Consider the following 16,677-nt stretch of genomic DNA (forward strand, 5'->3'; position numbering starts at 1 on the left):
AAGCAGCGTGCCAGTTGGTTTTTTATTGGTTCTTATTATTTAAAAACAACAAGATAAATACATGACACCCAATAATCTGAGTCGATAAAAATAAACAGAAAATAAGCAAACGGTTGCCTTTAAATAGCAACCGTTTGCTTGTATTGGGTTAATTGTGAGCCTGCACCAATAACGGGCAACAATACAAATTGGGGGAATGAAATTGATTACTTCAATAACACTTCATAACGCGGGTTAAATTCATCAAACAGCGGTAATGCGGCCGCGCCTAATGCAGCGGTATCCGCACCGGTCGTCCCCAATCGAACCCGCAGGCCGTCGAGGTATTTGCTGCGCACCGAACGGTGCAGTGGCGCCAGGCGCTTGATCAACTGCTCTACGATACTTTCCGGCATCAGCCCGCCAATAATCACGGCCTCGGCATCGAACATACACTCGATGATGTTGATCGCCTGGCGTAATGCCGGCACCGCCGTATCCAGCCAGGTGTCAATCTGCGACTGCGGTAACGTCAGTAGGTCTTGCGGCATGGCGCTCATTGGATCCAGCCCGCAGCTCTCGTAGGCTGCCTGCAACGAGACATAACGCTCGAGGCACCCCTGGTTACCGCAGTAGCAGGCCCGCCCGCCCGGTTGCACAATCATGTGGCCGACTTCACCAGCATTGTGCGCATGGCCGGTATAAATTCGGCCATCGGTAAAAATCCCTGCCCCAAGTCCGGTACCGAGATACAAATAAATAAAGGAATTAAGCTGCCTGGCCACGCCGTGCAAACGCTCGCCGATAGCGGCCACGGTGGCATCGTTCTCCAGCGTGACCGGCAGGCCACTTTGCGCGTTAAGCTCAGCCACCACGTCGATATCTTCCCAACCGTTAAGCGTGGTCGGCCCGACCGATGAGATCCCTTCCACGCCAAACGGCCCAGGCATCACTACGCCGATGCCCAGCATTTTTCTCCAGCTCAGATCCGGCTGCTGGCGCATTTCTTGCAGTACATCACAAATCAGTTTCAAGGTGGCAGCAGGTTGCGGCTTTTGCACCATAATCAGCCGGTGGAAACGAACGCTGCCTGAGAGATCAACCACGATGATCAGCAGTGACTGGTGATCCAGATGGATACCGATGGAATACGCGCTATCTGGATTCAGGGTCAACGGCGTGGCCGGTTGACCTCGCCCTCCGGCACGACGCGGCAGGTGCGAGGAGAGAATACCGGCCTGTTCCAGTTCTGTTGCAATGTTTGAAACGGTTTGCGGCGTCAGTGAGGTCAGCCGGGCAATTTCGGCACGGGTCAGTTCACCGTGCAGACGGATAGCCTCTATCACTACGCGCCGGTTGTGTGCACGAGCATGTTCAAGGTTAGTGCCGGAAGTCGTCATAACTGCCTATGCAGAAAGGGAAATCGTCTTTGCAGTATGGTGCCCTCCAATAAAGCAATCAAATTGATTTAAGAATCTTTTTAACACCGGAGAACGCACAATGAAAAGCCATACCCTTGCCGCTACGGCAGTCTGTACCCTTTCTGCCCTGGCGCTTAGCCTGTCGTCTGCCTATGCCGCCCCGACGCAAATCAACGCGTTGTTTATGACCCAAGCGGCGTACAGCGAAAATGATATCCGTGCCATGACCGCTGATTTTAGCAAACAGCACCCGGACATCACCGTGAACCTGGAGTTCGTTCCTTACGAGGCGCTGCACGATAAAATCGTCGCGGCGCGCGGTGCCGGCAGCAACGGCTACGATGTGGTGCTGTTCGACGCCATCTGGCCGGCGGAATTCACCAAGTTCGGCCTGTTGCAGGACGTAACCTCGCGCATCAGCGCCGACGACAGCGCCAAGATCTTTGCCGGAGCCATGACCACCGTCACCTATAAGGACAAACGCTGGGGCATGCCGTGGATCCTTGACACCAAATACCTGTATTACAACAAAGCCATGCTGGCCAAGGCCGGGATCGGCGCTCCGCCGAAAACCTGGCAGGAACTGGCGCAGCAGGCAGAAATTATCAAGCAGAAGAACCTGGTCAAATATCCGCTGGTGTGGAGCTGGTCACAGGCCGAGGCGCTGGTTTGCGATTACACCACCCTGGTGTCCGCCTATAAGGGGCAGTTTATTCAGCAGGGGAAAATTACCTTCTCCAGCCCGGGTTCACTGCAGGCCGTCGACTATATGAAAGCGTCGCTGGACAAGGGGCTGACTAATCCGAACTCCCGCGAGTATCTGGAAGAGGACGTGCGCAAGGCGTTTTCCAACGGTGACGCGGCCTTCGCCCTTAACTGGACTTACATGTACAACATGGCCAACGATCCCAAGCAAAGCAAAGTGGCCGGTGACGTCGGTATCGTGCCGGCTCCGGGATCGGTGGCAGGTCAGGTCTCGGCGGTTAACGGTTCGATGGGGCTGGGCATCGCCAAGGCCAGCGCCCACCCCGATCAGGCCTGGCAATACATCAGCTATATGACCTCACAGCCGGTGCAGGACAAATACGCCAAGCTGAGCCTGCCGATCTGGAAGTCGTCATATGACGATCCAGCGGTGCAGAAAGGTCAGGAACCGCTGATCGCCGCCGCCAAACAGTCGCTGAACGTGATGCTGTCGCGTCCTGAAACCGCCGATTACTCTCGTTTGTCCAACGGCCTGCAACAGGACTTGCAGCAAATTCTGCAGGGCAAGGTGACGCCGCAAGCCGGACTGGATGCGGCAACCCAAAGCGCTGCGCGGCTGCGTTAAGCGATGACGATGCTCACTTTACCTCAACGTGAGCGGCGTCAGGCATGGGTGCTGCTGGCACCCATGCTGCTGATGATGCTGCTGTTAACCGCCTGGCCGCTGGCTCGCACCCTGTGGCTGAGCTTTACCGATGCGGCGCTGGTGGGCGACGGCGTTACGCCGGCCTGGGTCGGTACGGATAACTTTTTCTACGCGCTGACCGACCCGGATTTCCAGGCCGCACTGGGGCGCACGCTGTATTTCACCCTGGTTTCGGTGGCGTTCGAAGGGGTGATCGGCGTACTGGTGGCGCTGCTGCTTAACCAAAAGTTTCACGGCCGTAATGTTCTGCGGGTACTGGTTATTTTGCCCTGGGCGCTCCCGACCATCGTCAACGCCACGATGTGGCGGCTGAACTTCAACCCGGATTACGGCAGCATCAACGCACTGTTAACCCAGCTTGGGGTGATTGACCACTACCGCAGCTGGCTGGGTGACCCGGCCTCGGCGCTCAACGCGGTGATGCTGGCGGATATTTGGAAGAACTACCCGCTGATTACCCTGCTAACGCTGGCGGCGTTGCAATCCATCCCGGACGATTTGTACGAAGCTGCGCGACTGGACGGTGCCTCTGCCTGGCGACGCTTCCGGGCCATCACCCTGCCCGCCATTCTGGCCCCGCTGGCGGTGGCGTTGGTGTTGCGAACCATTGATGCCTTCAAGGTGTTCGACATCATTTATGTGATGACGCGCGGCGGCCCCATGGACAGCACCAAGACCCTCAGCTTCTTCGTGTATCAGGAGTCGTTCAGCTATCTGCGAGCCGGCAGCGGCGCTGCCTATGCGGTATTGATGACCTTGCTATGCGGCCTGCTGATCGCGTTATACATGCTGATGCTGTTCCGCCAGCGCAGAAGGAGCCTCGCCGATGAAGCGTAAAATCCGCCTGGTATTGCGCTACGGTGCCGCGCTGCTGCTGGCTGTGTCGATCCTGGCGCCGATGCTGTGGCTGTTTCTGATGAGCGTCAGTTCCTCGGCCGATCTCACCCGCGTGCCGCTGGAATGGCTGCCGCGCCATTGGGACTTTTCGCGCTACGGTAGCCTGTTGTCACTACAGCCCGGCCAGCCGGGCACCTTGTTCTTGCATGCGCTGTTCAACAGCCTGCTGGTGGCCTGCGGCGCGACGCTGATTTCGCTGTTGCTGGCGATCCCGGCGGCGTTCAGCTTCTCGCGTTATCCGGGGCGCGACGGTTGGCTGTTCGCCAGCCTGGCGATTTACATGGTGCCGCCGGTGGCCTTTGTGCTGCCGCTGTACTTTATTCTGCAGCAGTTGGCGCTGCTGAACACCCATATCGGTCTGGTACTGGTCTACTGCTCGCTGATCCTGCCATTCCTCACCTGGATGCTGAAAAACCAGTTCGATGCCCTGCCGATAGACATCGAACAGGCCGCGCGGCTGGACGGACTGCGTCAGTGGCAGGTGCTGCTGCGCATTACTCTGCCGCTGGCCAAACCGGCACTGGGCGCTTCTGCGCTGTTTGGCTGGCTGCTGGCCTGGGACGAATTTTTCTACGCGCTGCTGTTCACCAGCAATATTCAGGCGCAGACGCTACCGGTGACCATCGCCGGTTTCACCGCCGGGCGCGCCACCGATGACGGATTGATCGCCGCCGTCGGCATTCTGGCCGCCATTCCACCTCTTTTTATTGCCATCTGGCTGCAAAAAACGCTGGTTAGCGGCTTAACCAGCGGCGGCAGCAAAGGCTAATTTTATTCAGGGAAATTAACATGATGAGCACCAACACCCGGCCCACGCTGTACGTGGTGGGCAATATCAACGTCGATGTGATCATGAGCACCTTGCAGCAGTGGCCGCAAAAAGGCACCGAGGCAATGCTGGATCACAGCGAACTGCGCCCCGGCGGTTCGGCCGGTAACTGCGCGCTGGCGCTGGCGGCGCTGGAAACCCCTTACCGGCTGGTGGCCAATCAGGGCAACGACTATTTCAGCCCCTGGCTGGCACAGCTGTTCCCGGAAAGCTCGCTGTACTGGCCGACCTACAGTTGTGAAACCTCGCTGACCTTCGGTGTCACCCACCCCGACAACGAGCGCACCTTTTTCAGCAATCAGGGCCACATCACCCGCCTGAGCCAGGACGATGTATTGCATCAAATCCCACTGTTTGCCGGTAATGGTGACACCATTTTGCTGTGCGGCACCTTCCTGTGTACCACCCTGCTGGCGGAATACCCGGCACTGCTGCAAACCCTGCGTCAGCGCGGCTATCGCATTGCGGTTGACACCGGCTGGCCGCCGCAGGGCTGGAGCGATGCGCTGCGTGGGCAGATCGCCGACTGGCTGCCGTTCTGCGACATCCTGCTACTCAATGAAGTGGAAACCTGTGGCATGGCAGGTCATGAAGATTTGTACACCGCCGCCCGTACTCTGAACCGGCAACAACCGGCCGACGCCGCCTGCGTGGTGAAATGCGGCCCGGACGGTGCACGCATGTGGTGCGGCGAACGCCAGCTGCAGGCGGCGGCACACCCGATCAAGGTGGTCGACACCATCGGAGCAGGTGACAGTTTTAACGCCGGTTTCCTGACCGCTTGCCTGCACGGTCATTCGGCTGCGGTAGCGCTGCGCTGGGGCATTCGCGCCGCCAGCCACGCCATCAGCAGTTCGCCACGCCAGTATCTGGACTGGAATACGCTGAAAACCTGCGCCGGAGAAATGGTCTGATGGCAAGTGTCGAACTGGTAAAAGTCGCCAAATACTATGGCAAGCAGCGGGTGCTGAATCCGCTGGATCTGACTATCCCCGACGGCAGCTTTACCGTGCTGGTTGGCCCGTCCGGCTGCGGCAAGTCCACGCTGCTGCGGCTGCTGGCCGGGCTGGATACGCTGACCGAAGGGGCGATCCTGCTGGATAAGCAAAAGATTAACGATCTGGATCCCGCCGATCGCGATATTGCCATGGTGTTCCAGAGCTATGCGCTCTACCCGCACCTGACGGTGGCGGAAAACATGGCGTTCCACATGCAGGTGATGAAGGTCGCCAAAAGCGAACAACAGGCCAAGGTGCAGCAGGCAGCGCGCATTTTGGCAATCGACCATCTTTTACAACGCTACCCGAAAGAACTGTCCGGTGGCCAACGCCAGCGAGTGGCGATGGGCCGTGCTATGGTGCGTAACCCGAAAGTGTTTTTATTCGATGAACCGCTGTCCAACCTCGACGCCCAACTGCGGATGGAGCTGCGCGCCGAGATTAAATCACTGCATCAGCAGTTCAAGACCACCACGGTGTACGTCACCCACGATCAGATTGAAGCGATGACGTTGGCCGACCAAATCGTGGTGATGAAAGACGGCAATATCGTGCAGCAAGGCAAGCCGCTGGAGATCTACGATGCGCCCGCCAATACCTTTGTGGCGCGTTTTATCGGCTCACCGCCAATGAATCTGTTGGAGGGTATCGTCACGCCATGCAATGACCGGCCCGGAGTGACCTGCGGTGAACTGTGGTTCCCGCTGCCGGCCAAATGGCGATTGGCGACGCCCGGCAGCCCGGTGATCCTCGGGCTGCGGCCGCACGATTTCCATTTGGTCGATGTCAGCGAACAACCTTCCGCCACCTTGCGCCTGATGGAGATCACCGGCGATGTCAGCCTTCTGCACCTGACCTGGGGCGGTTACCGCCTGCATGTGCAACTCAGCGGGCGGGTCAATGCCGAAAGCGGTCAACCGCTTTGGCTGATGCCCAACTTTGATGCGATCCACCTGTTCGATGCCGCAACAGGGCTACGATTGAGTGAAAATTGAGTCGCTGATAATGCGCGAAGACTTAACCGGTAACCCCCTCAGCGGGCTCCATTGCTGCGCCCGCTAATTATCACCTGCTTAAGCTCTTTTTAACCTCTGTGCGATGCGCTATGCTCCAAAACTCTGCCAGCGTTAACATTTTTGAAACGGGGTTTCTGTCATGTCCATCTGCTGTTTTTGCTCCGCCCGGCGCACTCAACCATGAGTTTTTTTTCACGTGCCAGCGCGCTGCCGCTGCTGGTGGCGGGCGCCTTTTTTATGGAAAACCTCGACGGCACGGTGATTGTCACCGCCATGCCGCAGATGGCGGCGGCCTTCGGCGTAAGGCCGGTGGACATGAACATTGGTATCTCGGCTTACATTCTGACGCTGACGGTGTTTATTCCTGCCAGTGGCTGGATTGCCAACCGCTTCGGCGCCCGCAATATCTTTGCCGCTGCGGTGCTGATTTTTACCCTGGCATCGGTACTGTGCGCCGCCAGCGTTGACCTGCCCACCTTCACCGCCGCCCGTATTCTTCAGGGCTTCGGCGGTGCACTGATGGTGCCGGTGGGTCGCCTGGTGGTGCTACGCAACACGGCTAAACCGGACCTGATCAAGGCCATTGCCACCATTACCTGGCCAGGGTTGGTAGCCCCAATCCTCGGCCCGCCGGTCGGCGGTTTTATTACCACCTACGCCTCATGGCACTGGATCTTTATTCTTAATGTGCCGCTGGGTATCGCCGCGCTGTGGTTGGCCTGGCGGCTGATCCCGCAGGAAGCACCGCAGAAAGGCGTGCCTTTTGACGCACTCGGCTTCGTGTTGACCGGCATCGCCTGCTTCGGCCTGATGTTCGGTCTGGATTTGATCAACCATCCGCAACTGTCCTGGCTGGTGCCTGCGCTTTGTATTATCGGCAGCCTGGCATTAGGCGCACTGGCGGTTCGTCACGCCAAACGCACCGAGCACCCGCTGATCAATCTGTGGGCGATGCGAATAAAAAGTTACGCGGTCACCATTTGGGGCGGCACGCTGTTTCGCATTGCCATTGGTGCCGTGCCCTTCCTGTTGCCGCTGCTGTTCCAGATCGGTTTTGGCCTGAACGCCTTCGACGCCGGGTTGCTGGTGCTGGCGGTATTTGCCGGGAATCTGGTGATGAAGCCGTTTACCTCGGCGGTGCTGTACCGTTTTCGCTTTCGCACCACGCTGGTGGTCAATGGTTTATTGAACGCCGCCACGATTTTCGCCTGTGCGCTGTTGACGCCACAGACCCCGACCTGGCTGATTCTGGCGCTGCTGTTCGTCAGTGGGCTGACGCGATCCATGCAGTTCACCGCGCTTAATACGCTGGCGTTTTCCGAAGTGCCGCAGCCGCAGATGAATGGCGCCAACACGCTGTTCAATGTGTCGCAGCAAATGGGCAGCGGCCTGGGTATCGCCATCGGCGCGCTGGCCCTGCGGCTGGCAGAGATGCTGATGCCGCAAACGGCCGAGCGTATCCCTCTGGCTGATTTTCAGTGGGCGTTTGTGGTTATCGGCGTGATTGCCCTGCTGGCGGTGATCGACTGCTTTACCCTGAGCGCCAACGCCGGCAGCGAGGTACGCCAGAGAACCCCCGCTACCGCCCCAGTGCAGAAATAAGTCGCATCTGCCGCCAATCAACGTAATATCGATGATCCGCCCCGTTTCACCGGTGCGGATTTTTTGCCGTTTTGGCCTGAAAAGCGAGGTAATAATAATGAATCACAGTGACCTTTCTCAGTGCCGCGTTAACACCGACCGGTTGTTGATTGCCCCATTTACCGCAGCAGACGCCGACGATGTCTACCAGGCGATCACCCCTACCTTGACACGCTATATGAACTTTGAGCCCGAGGAGTCGCCGGAAGCCTTTGCCAACGTTTGGCAAACCTGGCTGCCGCTGATCCGCGAAGGCGAGGAAATGATTTACATCGCCCGGCTGCGCGACACCAAACAGTTTGTCGGCATGGGCGGCGTTCACGACTTGTACAACACCACGCCTGAACTGGGCATCTGGGTGAAAGAGAACCTGCACGGCAAAGGCTACGGGCGCGAAATCGTTCACGCCATGGCGGTGTGGGCAAGCGAGCGTTACCATCCGCGCCACTTTATCTACCCGGTGGCCGAACAGAATACGCCAAGCCGACGTATCGCCGAATCTCTGGGCGGCGTAGTGGCCGGCCGACGCGAAAACACCAAATACGACTGCGTGGTCTATCACATACCGCCACAGCTATAATCGAAGTCATAGCATTGCCTAATGCCGCTCAGTGAATGCTGAGTGGCATTTTATTATCCAAATTAAACTATCGTGTTGTTTGGCTAACCACAAAACGTAAGCTCATATAACCCATTGTTTTTCTCCGCTAGGATTTTCACACACAAAAGACATTACAGTTTGTGTGGAAAATAAACGCTGAAATATTTTAATATCCTTAGGAGAACAACAATGAGCAACAAAACCCTATCAACCTCCCCTAACCAACTCGGTAGCGGTAATTTACCTTCAGGTTATGATGAGATTAATTTCAGGATGGAAAATGGCAACTGGACAAAGGAAATAAAACTGCCATTAGAACCTACCGATAAAAACAAGGTAAATATTATCTCTAACGCAGCTTATACTGCTTACCTTGATACTACAGAGGTCGACGTACCATTAAAGTCAATACCTATTAAAACCGGAAGCAGCTTCACTCTGGTCTATCAGGCAAACATCAGCAAATGGTCCATTAGTGGACCTGGAATCAGTTATCTTTCACCTAATAGCGTTGGTGATACCATTCCTGAAAAACCAGACAATATCACTTTTTACACACTGGCTGACCACAACTGGGTCCCGGCAGTTACGCTACCCGCCAAGGCTAACGATGGCGCCTATATTGTTGTCCGCTCCCGTGCAGCCTGGAACGCAAAAGTAAATACAACGAACATGTTGTATGCCAGCACGACCACTATCTTTACCAATGACATTTATACCTTCAAATATCTGGCAGCATTTAATGGTTGGGTGATTGACTCCGCACCGATCCGAACTCTATTTGCTGATAATATTAACGTTCAAATGCCAAAACCGACTTCGCAGTTCACTGAGGTGAAATTTACAAGTCAGCACTGGATTGAGCTAATAAGACTGCCGGAAAACGCCGGCGATCGCGATAAAGTATCAATAAAATCTTCGTCCATTTTCTATGCAGCCATTGATGTCTCTAACGTCAATATGCCTGGCGCAATGTATTTATACAACGGTGACCAATATGATTTCATTTATATTTCCGAGAATAAAAAGTGGCAATTAATGAAACATCCAGACTCACGTTTCTACGCTTATGAGCTTCCTAATGGAAGACTTGGACAACTCGGCCGGCCACGCACGCTGATCCATGCTGGCGTCGGTAATCCTCATTCGCAATTGGAATTACCTGGAAACCAACCAGCGGGAAGCCGCGTCGTTATCACCAGTGATGCTGTCAAGGACTTTACCGTATTAGCCGATGGGAAAACCTATCCTGTTTCTAATGGTGAAATCGTGGCGTTTAAGGTGGATGAAAATAAAGCCTGGAGTAAAGAAACCATCACCATCGATCTATTGCTGCTTTACAGCGACAAAGCCGCCGCTCGAATGGGGGAGGACACCATGCGCAACCGGCTGATTGAGGGTTTCAATATGACTAATGAGGCTCTGGAAAACTCCGGTGCCAACTTCCGCTATCGTATGCGTGGTCTGCGCCAGGTTGTTGCAAAAGACCATTGGAAAGAATTGATTGACCCACTTCGTGAGTTACGCAGCGATCCTACCGTTCAGGGGTGGAGAGATAGTCTAAAAGCAGATGGCATTTACTATGAAGGTACTGAAGATGGTTGTGGTTTGGCCTGGCTTCGCTCCAGTGCCTACAACATGGTAGCTACCGGCTCAATCAATTGTGGCACCACGGTAATGCGACATGAACTTGGCCATAATATGGGCGTGAATCATGCCGATACAGGCAGTTCCTATAATCAGGGCTATTCATTGGTCAGGAGTATTATGGGTGGCAACACCATTCCCTATTACTCCACTCCACATCGCTATACTCAGGATTATGGCATTCCAATGGGGATCGTGGATAAGGTCGATGCTGTACGCGCGATGAATGAGTTTTCTGCGACGGTCGCCGCATACCGTTAAATGTTGACCTAACCGGTGCATCTGCGCCGGTTAATCAAAAGCAGTTTAAAAAACCGCCCGACTGGCAACAGCGATGGCGGTTTTTCAGCGTGGATGCCGATAACCACTGCCACTTGAAGTAGGATTATGCTAATGCTAGTAGCATCCTGATTAAAAACAGTTGAGGAACAGCAACATGATCATTTTTGTTACGGGCGCTACATCCGGTTTTGGTGAAGCCATTACACGACGCTTTATCCGCGAAGGGCATCAGGTGATTGCCTCCGGTCGTCGTGTCGAACGTCTGGAAGAGTTGAAAGACGAGTTGGGTGAAGCTCTGCATATCGTCCGCCTCGACGTACGTAATCGCGCGGCCATTCAGCAGGTGATTGATGAGCTGCCTGCGGCGCTGCGCCACATCGACGTCCTGGTGAATAACGCCGGGCTGGCGTTGGGTATGGAACCCGCGCACAAGGCCAATGCCGATGACTGGGAAACCATGATCGACACCAACACCAAAGGCCTGGTGAACATGACCCGCGCCCTGCTGCCGGACATGGTAGAACGTAATATTGGCCACGTGATCAATATCGGCTCGGTTGCAGCCAACTGGCCGTATGCCGGTGGCAACGTTTATGGCGCAACCAAAGCCTTTGTCAAACAGTTCAGCCTCGGCCTGCGTGCCGATCTGCACGGTACCCGCATCCGTGTGACCGATATTGAACCGGGCCTGGTGGGCGGCACCGAATTTTCCAACGTGCGTTTCAAAGGCGACGACGGCAAGGTGGAAAAGGTCTACGACGGTGCCAATGCGCTGACGCCAGAAGATATCGCCGAGTCGGTGTTCTGGGTCGCGACCCTGCCGGCCCACGTCAACATTAACTCGCTGGAAATCATGCCGGTCAGCCAATCCTTTGCCGGGTTGAATATCCACCGCGAGTCTTAATCCTGAGCGGCAGGGCCTGCCCCTGCCGTCGTTTCTCAGGCCGCACGCCAGCCGGAAACGATAATCAGCATACCGGCCAGAGCCACACCGGCCCCCAGCCAGTCCAGCGCCGATAACTTCACTCCGTCCACCACCCGCAGCCACAGTAACGCCGTTGCTACATAGACCCCGCCATAGGCCGCGTAGACCCGCCCACTGGCCGCCGGGTGCAGCGTCAACAACCAGACAAACAGCATCAGACTGGCCGCTGCCGGTAACAGTAACCAGGCACTGGCGCTTTTTTTCAGCCACAAATAGGGCAAGAAACAGCCGATGATCTCGGCCAATGCGGTGGCGAAAAATAACAGGGTAGTCTTTAACATCGGGGAAACTTTCTCTCTGTTAACTAAACAAGGCCGTGCTTGACTGGTGCAGTCCGACAGCGCGATGGTATATTTATCAACACGCCTGCGGGCGCGGTAAAGACAGTGTTGCCGTTTTCAGGCAACACTAACTCATAAGGATGAAACGATGAAAACACTTTCGACTCAACGACTGCTGCGCGGGATGCTGCCGGTCGCCATGCTGATGCTGATGGGTGCCTGGCAGGCTCCGGCGCTGGCCGCCAGCTGCACACAGGGCAGCACCTGCGTTACCGTCGATGGCAGCAACAGCGGCGCAATGAGTACCGAAGCGGCCCGTCAGAGCAAACAGCAGTTTAACGATACCAAATCCCTGCGCAACAAGGTTAATACCCGCGTGGAGAAAGAGTTCGACAAGGTAGACAAGGCGATTGATAGCGAAGAACGCTGCGATGACAGCCTGAACGTTAACGCTTACTGGGAACCCAACACCCGTAAATGTCTGGATCGCCAGACCGGTCGTCAGATTAATCCTTAATCTGGTTGCAGCAAGGCGGTGGCCGTTACCCTACGCCACCGTTGCTGCTATCCTGACAAAGGAAGCTCATTTTCAAATAAGGACGAATGGATGAAAAAAGCGCTTATCCTGGGTGCACTGCTGATGGCCGCTGCGCCATTAGCCGCCCTGGCCTCATGCGAAAGCGTGAAGGCAGACATTTCGCAGAAAATCGTCAAAAACGGCGTGCCGGAATCTGGTTTCAAACTGGATATCGTGCCGAACGATCAGGCCCAACAGGCCGGTGGTCTGGTAGTAGGCCACTGCGAAAACGACACGCAGAAGATTGTTTATACTCGCCTTGGTAACGGCGATGACAACGGTGACGCGGCTCAGACCGGCACCAGCCAGGATACGAAAACCTCGCAATAATTACCGTTTTAGGGCGCTCTGTGCGCCCTTTCCTTTTTATTTATGCCTGCTCTGCCTCTTCCCCCTCACCCTGTGGCCGATGCCGCGCGGGGATCAGCATCGCCGCCGCCAGTGCCAGCAATGACAACAGTGCAGAAACCAAAAACACCCAATGCAACGAAGCGGCCACCTGCTGCGTCATGCTCGCCAGTATTTCCGGCGTCATCGCACTACGCGCTGCCGGCTCCATCAGTTGCTGTACCGGATCGGTCGTTTGCGGCAAACGAAGCTGCAGGTTGATATTCAGCGTCGCACCTAAAATAGCGGTACCCATCGCCGACCCCATCATACGGGTAAACACCGTGCAGGCGGTGGCAATGCCGCGGATGCTGTGGTGAGCCGCGTTCTGCACCGAAACCAGAAACGTGGTGTTGCACAACCCCATACCGGCACCGACCATAAACGCCGCCACCCGGCCCCACAATAAACCGCCGGTCGGCTGCAGCAACAATAGAATCAGGCCACCGGCCAGTAATAACAACGCCCCCAGTAACGCCGTGGTGCGATAAGACGTCATCAGCATCAGTCGACCGCTGAAGGTACTGGCCAACGGCCAGCCAATCGACATCAGTGCCAGCGTGGTACCCGCTTCCAAGGGTGTTCCACCCATCACCCCCTGAATAAAGGTCGGCAGAAATGCACTGATGCCCATCATCGCCGCGCCAATCACCAGACCGCCAATATTACCGGCGACGATCACCCGGCTTTGCCATAACGCCAGCGGGAACAGTGGCTCCGGCGCTCGTCGTTCCTGGCGGATCAGCAACATCAGCGAAACGGCCGCTAACGCCAACAGCGGCAGCACCCACCAACCGAGATTTTCTGCCTGCAGCAGTGACAGCAGCAGCGCGGTAACAAACAGCGTCAGCCAGGCGGTCCCCGCCAGATCCAGCGCATGTTTACGCATCTGCTGGCGAGAAGGCAGATAACGAGCCAGGAGAAACATCGCCAGCAAACCGATCGGCAAGTTGACCCAGAATACTAACGCCCAGGGCAAATGCTGGACGATAAACGCCCCCAGCAACGGGCCAATAATCGCCGACACGCCCCAAACGCTGGAAATGTAGCCCATCACCTTGGGCCGCTCGGTAGGACTGTAGATATCCCCAATAATGGTGGTCGCTGTCGGCATAATTGCCCCGGCGCCCAGCCCCTGCAACAACCTAAAACCAATCAGCCAGTACATGTTCGGCGAGAAACCGCACAGCACCGAACCCAGTAAAAACAGCGATGCACCAAAGAAAAATACCCGTTTGCGCCCCAGCAGGTCCGCCAACCGACCATAAATGGGAATGGTGATGGCCTGCGCCAACAGATAGACCGCGAATACCCAACCCAGCAGGGAAAAGCCGCCAAGATCACCGATAATGGTTGGCATCGCCGTGGCGACAATGGTCGCCTCTATGGCCGACATGAACATCGCCAACATGCAGGCAATCAGGATTAAGGGACGATGAGCGATTGGAGCAGGTGTCTCGTTATTTGTCATAGCGTTTTACAAACCGTGGATTCTTGTTTGCCTTAAATTATACCAGCCGGATTAAGGGTTGCCGTTACCGGTGTCTGGTTCCCTGTTTTTACTGGCTATAAACGCACCATTTGAACAGAAAGTGACATCGTCACTAAAATACCATTCGTGGCTCGCTGCAACGAGTAAACCGCGATGCTGCCGGCGAATCTGTAAAGATTCACTGGCCTTCGGCCGGGCCGGCAAGCACAATGTTCAGCTGAACCTTTCATTTTTCTCACGATTTTACTGACGCATGAAACGATTGGTCCATCTGCACCACTATCGCGCCCTGCTGCGCCGTCTGTTTATTGCCATCTTTCTTGGTATTGCCGCTGCGTTGGTGGTTTGGCTATTTCACCGTGCGATGCTCGGGCTGGAATGGTTACTGCTCGATCACGGAGAAGGTAGCCTGGTGGCCGCCGCCGCCGCGTTACCTGGCTGGCGCAGAGCGTTAACCCCGGCGCTGGGTGGGCTGGCGGCAGGCCTGTTATTGTGGGTATATCAACGCTATCAGCACCAGCGGCAGGTTGCCCCCACTGATTATATGGAAGCGATCGAAACCGGTGACGGCCGCCTCGACGTCAGCGCCAGCCTGGTGAAATGCCTGGCCTCACTGCTGGTGGTCTCCAGCGGCAGTGCTATCGGCCGCGAAGGCGCGATGATACTGCTGGCGGCATTGGTAGGTTCCGTGTTTGCCCAGCGCTTTACCCATGAAAAAGAGTGGAAACTGTGGGTGGCCTGCGGGGCCGCAGCCGGTATGGCCAGCGCTTATCATGCCCCACTGGCCGGCAGTCTGTTTATCGCCGAAATTCTGTTTGGCACCCTGATGCTGGCTTCACTGGGGCCGGTGGTGATTGCCGCCGTCAGCGCCCTGCTGGTGACCAATTTGCTCAACGGCGGGCAGGCACCGCTGTATTTGGTAGAGCCGCTGCCTGCGCCCTGGCCGGTGCAATATCTGTTGATGGCGCTACTCGGCGTTTTAGCTGGGGTCTGCGGTCCGTTGTTCCTGTGGGCAATGTCTTCTTCCGGTCGCGCATTCCGTTCGCTACGGCTAAAACCACCGCTGCAATTGGCGTTAGGGGGGCTGATTGTCGGGCTGCTGTCGCTGCTGTTTCCTGAGGTATGGGGCAATGGCTACAGCGTGGTGCAGTCGCTGCTCAGTGCGCCGCCCGGCGTATTGCTGGTAGGCGCCATTCTGATCTGCAAGTTGCTGGCGGTGCTCGCCAGCAGTGGTTCCGGGGCGCCTGGCGGTGTATTCACGCCAACGCTGTTTGTCGGGGCAGCGCTTGGCTCGGTAGTTGGGCAACTCTGTGCCATCTGGCCGGAACTGGGCAGTGCGGTACCGATTCTGATGGCGTTAACCGGCATGGCTACGCTGTTGGCGGCTACCACCCACGCGCCGATTATGGCTGCGCTGATGGTGTTCGAAATGACCGGTGAATATACCCTGCTACCGGGTATTCTGTTGGCCTGTGTGATCGCCACCACCGTCTCACGCGGCTTGCGTTCGGTGTCGGTCTATCACAATGCCTAGCGATTTAGCAGTGGTGAGATATCCAGATAGCGTGCCAATTCACGCTGTTCGGCGCGTGGCAAATAAGGGATTTCACCCAGCAGCGGCGCAGGAATGCGTTGCTGCATCGCATCAATAGTTTCGGCGTAGTGCGCCAGCCCCGGATTGATGCGGTTCGCGACCCAGCCCAGCAGGGGCAAACCGTCATTTATGATCGCCTGCGCCGTTAATAAAGCGTGGCTGACGCAGCCCAGTTTGATCCCCACCACCAAAACCACCGGCAGCTGTTCCTGAATGACCCATTCGGCGTAAGGCCGCATATCGTTCATCAATACGCGCCAGCCGCCGCTCCCTTCTACCACCACGGTATCGGCTTTGGTGGACAAATGTTGTAGCCCACTGCTCATCACGCCGTAGTTGATATCGTCGGTAGGTTGCGCGTGAAACACCTCTTCCAGACAGGTGATGGGATTAACTTCCTGATACGACAGCGGCATGGTTGAGGATGCCTGTAAAACCAAAGCGTCTTTATTGCGAAGGCCTTCGCTGGTTTCCTGACAGCGCGCAGCGACAGGTTTGTAGCCGGCCACAGAACGGCCTTGCGCGGCAAGCGCCTGTAATAAAGCGCGGGAAACCACGGTTTTACCGACATCGGTATCCGTACCTGTAACAAATAAACGCGTTAACATGAATTAATTGCCCCGAGATGCACCGTTAACC

At 56.1% G+C, this 16,677-nt stretch carries 16 protein-coding genes; 12 read left to right on the top strand and 4 right to left on the bottom strand.

From position 1 onward, the window contains the following. Positions 1-206: 206 nt before the first annotated feature. Positions 207-1,379: an ROK family transcriptional regulator gene (locus tag FCL49_RS03240; protein WP_174352412.1), complete on the bottom strand. Its 1,173-nt coding sequence runs from the start codon at positions 1,377-1,379 to the stop codon at positions 207-209. Between the two features lie 100 nt (positions 1,380-1,479). Between FCL49_RS03240 and FCL49_RS03245 the strand changes: the two genes are divergently transcribed. The 9 genes from FCL49_RS03245 to ydfG all read left to right on the top strand — a co-directional run bounded on the left by FCL49_RS03245 (position 1,480) and on the right by ydfG (position 11,626). Further along, entirely contained in the window at positions 1,480-2,730 is a 1,251-nt protein-coding gene (locus tag FCL49_RS03245) for an extracellular solute-binding protein (protein WP_174352413.1), read from the top strand. A 9-nt stretch (positions 2,731-2,739) separates the two neighbouring features. Then, on the top strand, positions 2,740-3,648 hold the full coding sequence (locus tag FCL49_RS03250) for a carbohydrate ABC transporter permease (protein WP_174352414.1): 909 nt from the start codon (positions 2,740-2,742) through the stop codon (positions 3,646-3,648). Further along, the gene (locus FCL49_RS03255) at positions 3,638-4,477 is read left to right on the top strand and encodes a carbohydrate ABC transporter permease (protein WP_174352415.1); all 840 of its coding nucleotides are present in this window, start codon (positions 3,638-3,640) and stop codon (positions 4,475-4,477) included. Before FCL49_RS03250 ends, FCL49_RS03255 begins: the two co-directional genes overlap by 11 nt. A 20-nt stretch (positions 4,478-4,497) precedes the next feature. Then, positions 4,498-5,451 carry a carbohydrate kinase family protein gene (locus tag FCL49_RS03260; protein WP_174352416.1) on the top strand — a complete coding sequence of 318 codons (954 nt, stop codon included), beginning with the start codon at positions 4,498-4,500 and terminating at the stop codon, positions 5,449-5,451. Next, on the top strand, positions 5,451-6,530 hold the full coding sequence (locus FCL49_RS03265; RefSeq protein WP_174352417.1) for an ABC transporter ATP-binding protein: 1,080 nt from the start codon (positions 5,451-5,453) through the stop codon (positions 6,528-6,530). The genes FCL49_RS03260 and FCL49_RS03265 overlap by 1 nt, the downstream gene beginning before the upstream one ends. Positions 6,531-6,731: 201 nt before the next feature. After that, complete coding sequence (locus FCL49_RS03270; protein ID WP_174352418.1) at positions 6,732-8,153, top strand: MFS transporter; 1,422 nt, start codon at positions 6,732-6,734, stop codon at positions 8,151-8,153. A 97-nt stretch (positions 8,154-8,250) separates the two neighbouring features. Next, positions 8,251-8,772: a GNAT family N-acetyltransferase gene (locus tag FCL49_RS03275; protein WP_174352419.1), complete on the top strand. Its 522-nt coding sequence runs from the start codon at positions 8,251-8,253 to the stop codon at positions 8,770-8,772. A gap of 210 nt (positions 8,773-8,982) precedes the next feature. After that, positions 8,983-10,701, top strand: coding sequence for a M12 family metallo-peptidase (locus FCL49_RS03280; RefSeq protein ID WP_174352420.1), 1,719 nt, complete (start codon positions 8,983-8,985; stop codon positions 10,699-10,701). A 175-nt stretch (positions 10,702-10,876) separates the two neighbouring features. Continuing rightward, positions 10,877-11,626, top strand: coding sequence for a bifunctional NADP-dependent 3-hydroxy acid dehydrogenase/3-hydroxypropionate dehydrogenase YdfG (gene ydfG, locus FCL49_RS03285; protein WP_174352421.1), 750 nt, complete (start codon positions 10,877-10,879; stop codon positions 11,624-11,626). A gap of 35 nt (positions 11,627-11,661) precedes the next feature. On the opposite strand, the gene FCL49_RS03290 is transcribed toward ydfG, so the two are convergent. Next, positions 11,662-11,988, bottom strand: coding sequence for a YnfA family protein (locus FCL49_RS03290; RefSeq protein WP_012145017.1), 327 nt, complete (start codon positions 11,986-11,988; stop codon positions 11,662-11,664). Between the two features lie 148 nt (positions 11,989-12,136). On the opposite strand from FCL49_RS03290, the gene FCL49_RS03295 reads away from it, so the two are divergent. After that, the gene (locus FCL49_RS03295) at positions 12,137-12,505 is read left to right on the top strand and encodes a DUF1283 family protein (protein WP_012145016.1); all 369 of its coding nucleotides are present in this window, start codon (positions 12,137-12,139) and stop codon (positions 12,503-12,505) included. A gap of 90 nt (positions 12,506-12,595) precedes the next feature. Beyond that, positions 12,596-12,895 carry a DUF1161 domain-containing protein gene (locus FCL49_RS03300; RefSeq protein ID WP_017892728.1) on the top strand — a complete coding sequence of 100 codons (300 nt, stop codon included), beginning with the start codon at positions 12,596-12,598 and terminating at the stop codon, positions 12,893-12,895. A gap of 40 nt (positions 12,896-12,935) precedes the next feature. On the opposite strand, the gene FCL49_RS03305 is transcribed toward FCL49_RS03300, so the two are convergent. Beyond that, a complete protein-coding gene (locus FCL49_RS03305; protein WP_174352422.1) occupies positions 12,936-14,423 on the bottom strand; it encodes an MDR family MFS transporter in 1,488 nt (495 codons plus the stop codon). Between the two features lie 274 nt (positions 14,424-14,697). Here FCL49_RS03305 and clcB point away from each other — a divergent pair, with 274 nt between their 5' ends. Further along, complete coding sequence (gene clcB, locus FCL49_RS03310; RefSeq protein ID WP_174352423.1) at positions 14,698-15,978, top strand: voltage-gated ClC-type chloride channel ClcB; 1,281 nt, start codon at positions 14,698-14,700, stop codon at positions 15,976-15,978. Here clcB and bioD read toward each other — a convergent pair. Continuing rightward, positions 15,975-16,646 carry a dethiobiotin synthase gene (bioD, locus tag FCL49_RS03315; protein WP_135316441.1) on the bottom strand — a complete coding sequence of 224 codons (672 nt, stop codon included), beginning with the start codon at positions 16,644-16,646 and terminating at the stop codon, positions 15,975-15,977. The genes clcB and bioD overlap by 4 nt on opposite strands. Between the last annotated feature and the right edge of the window lie 31 nt (positions 16,647-16,677).

Origin of the sequence: Serratia proteamaculans (assembly GCF_013337185.1) — a bacterium.
GTDB classification, from domain to species: Bacteria; Pseudomonadota; Gammaproteobacteria; order Enterobacterales; family Enterobacteriaceae; genus Serratia; species Serratia proteamaculans_D.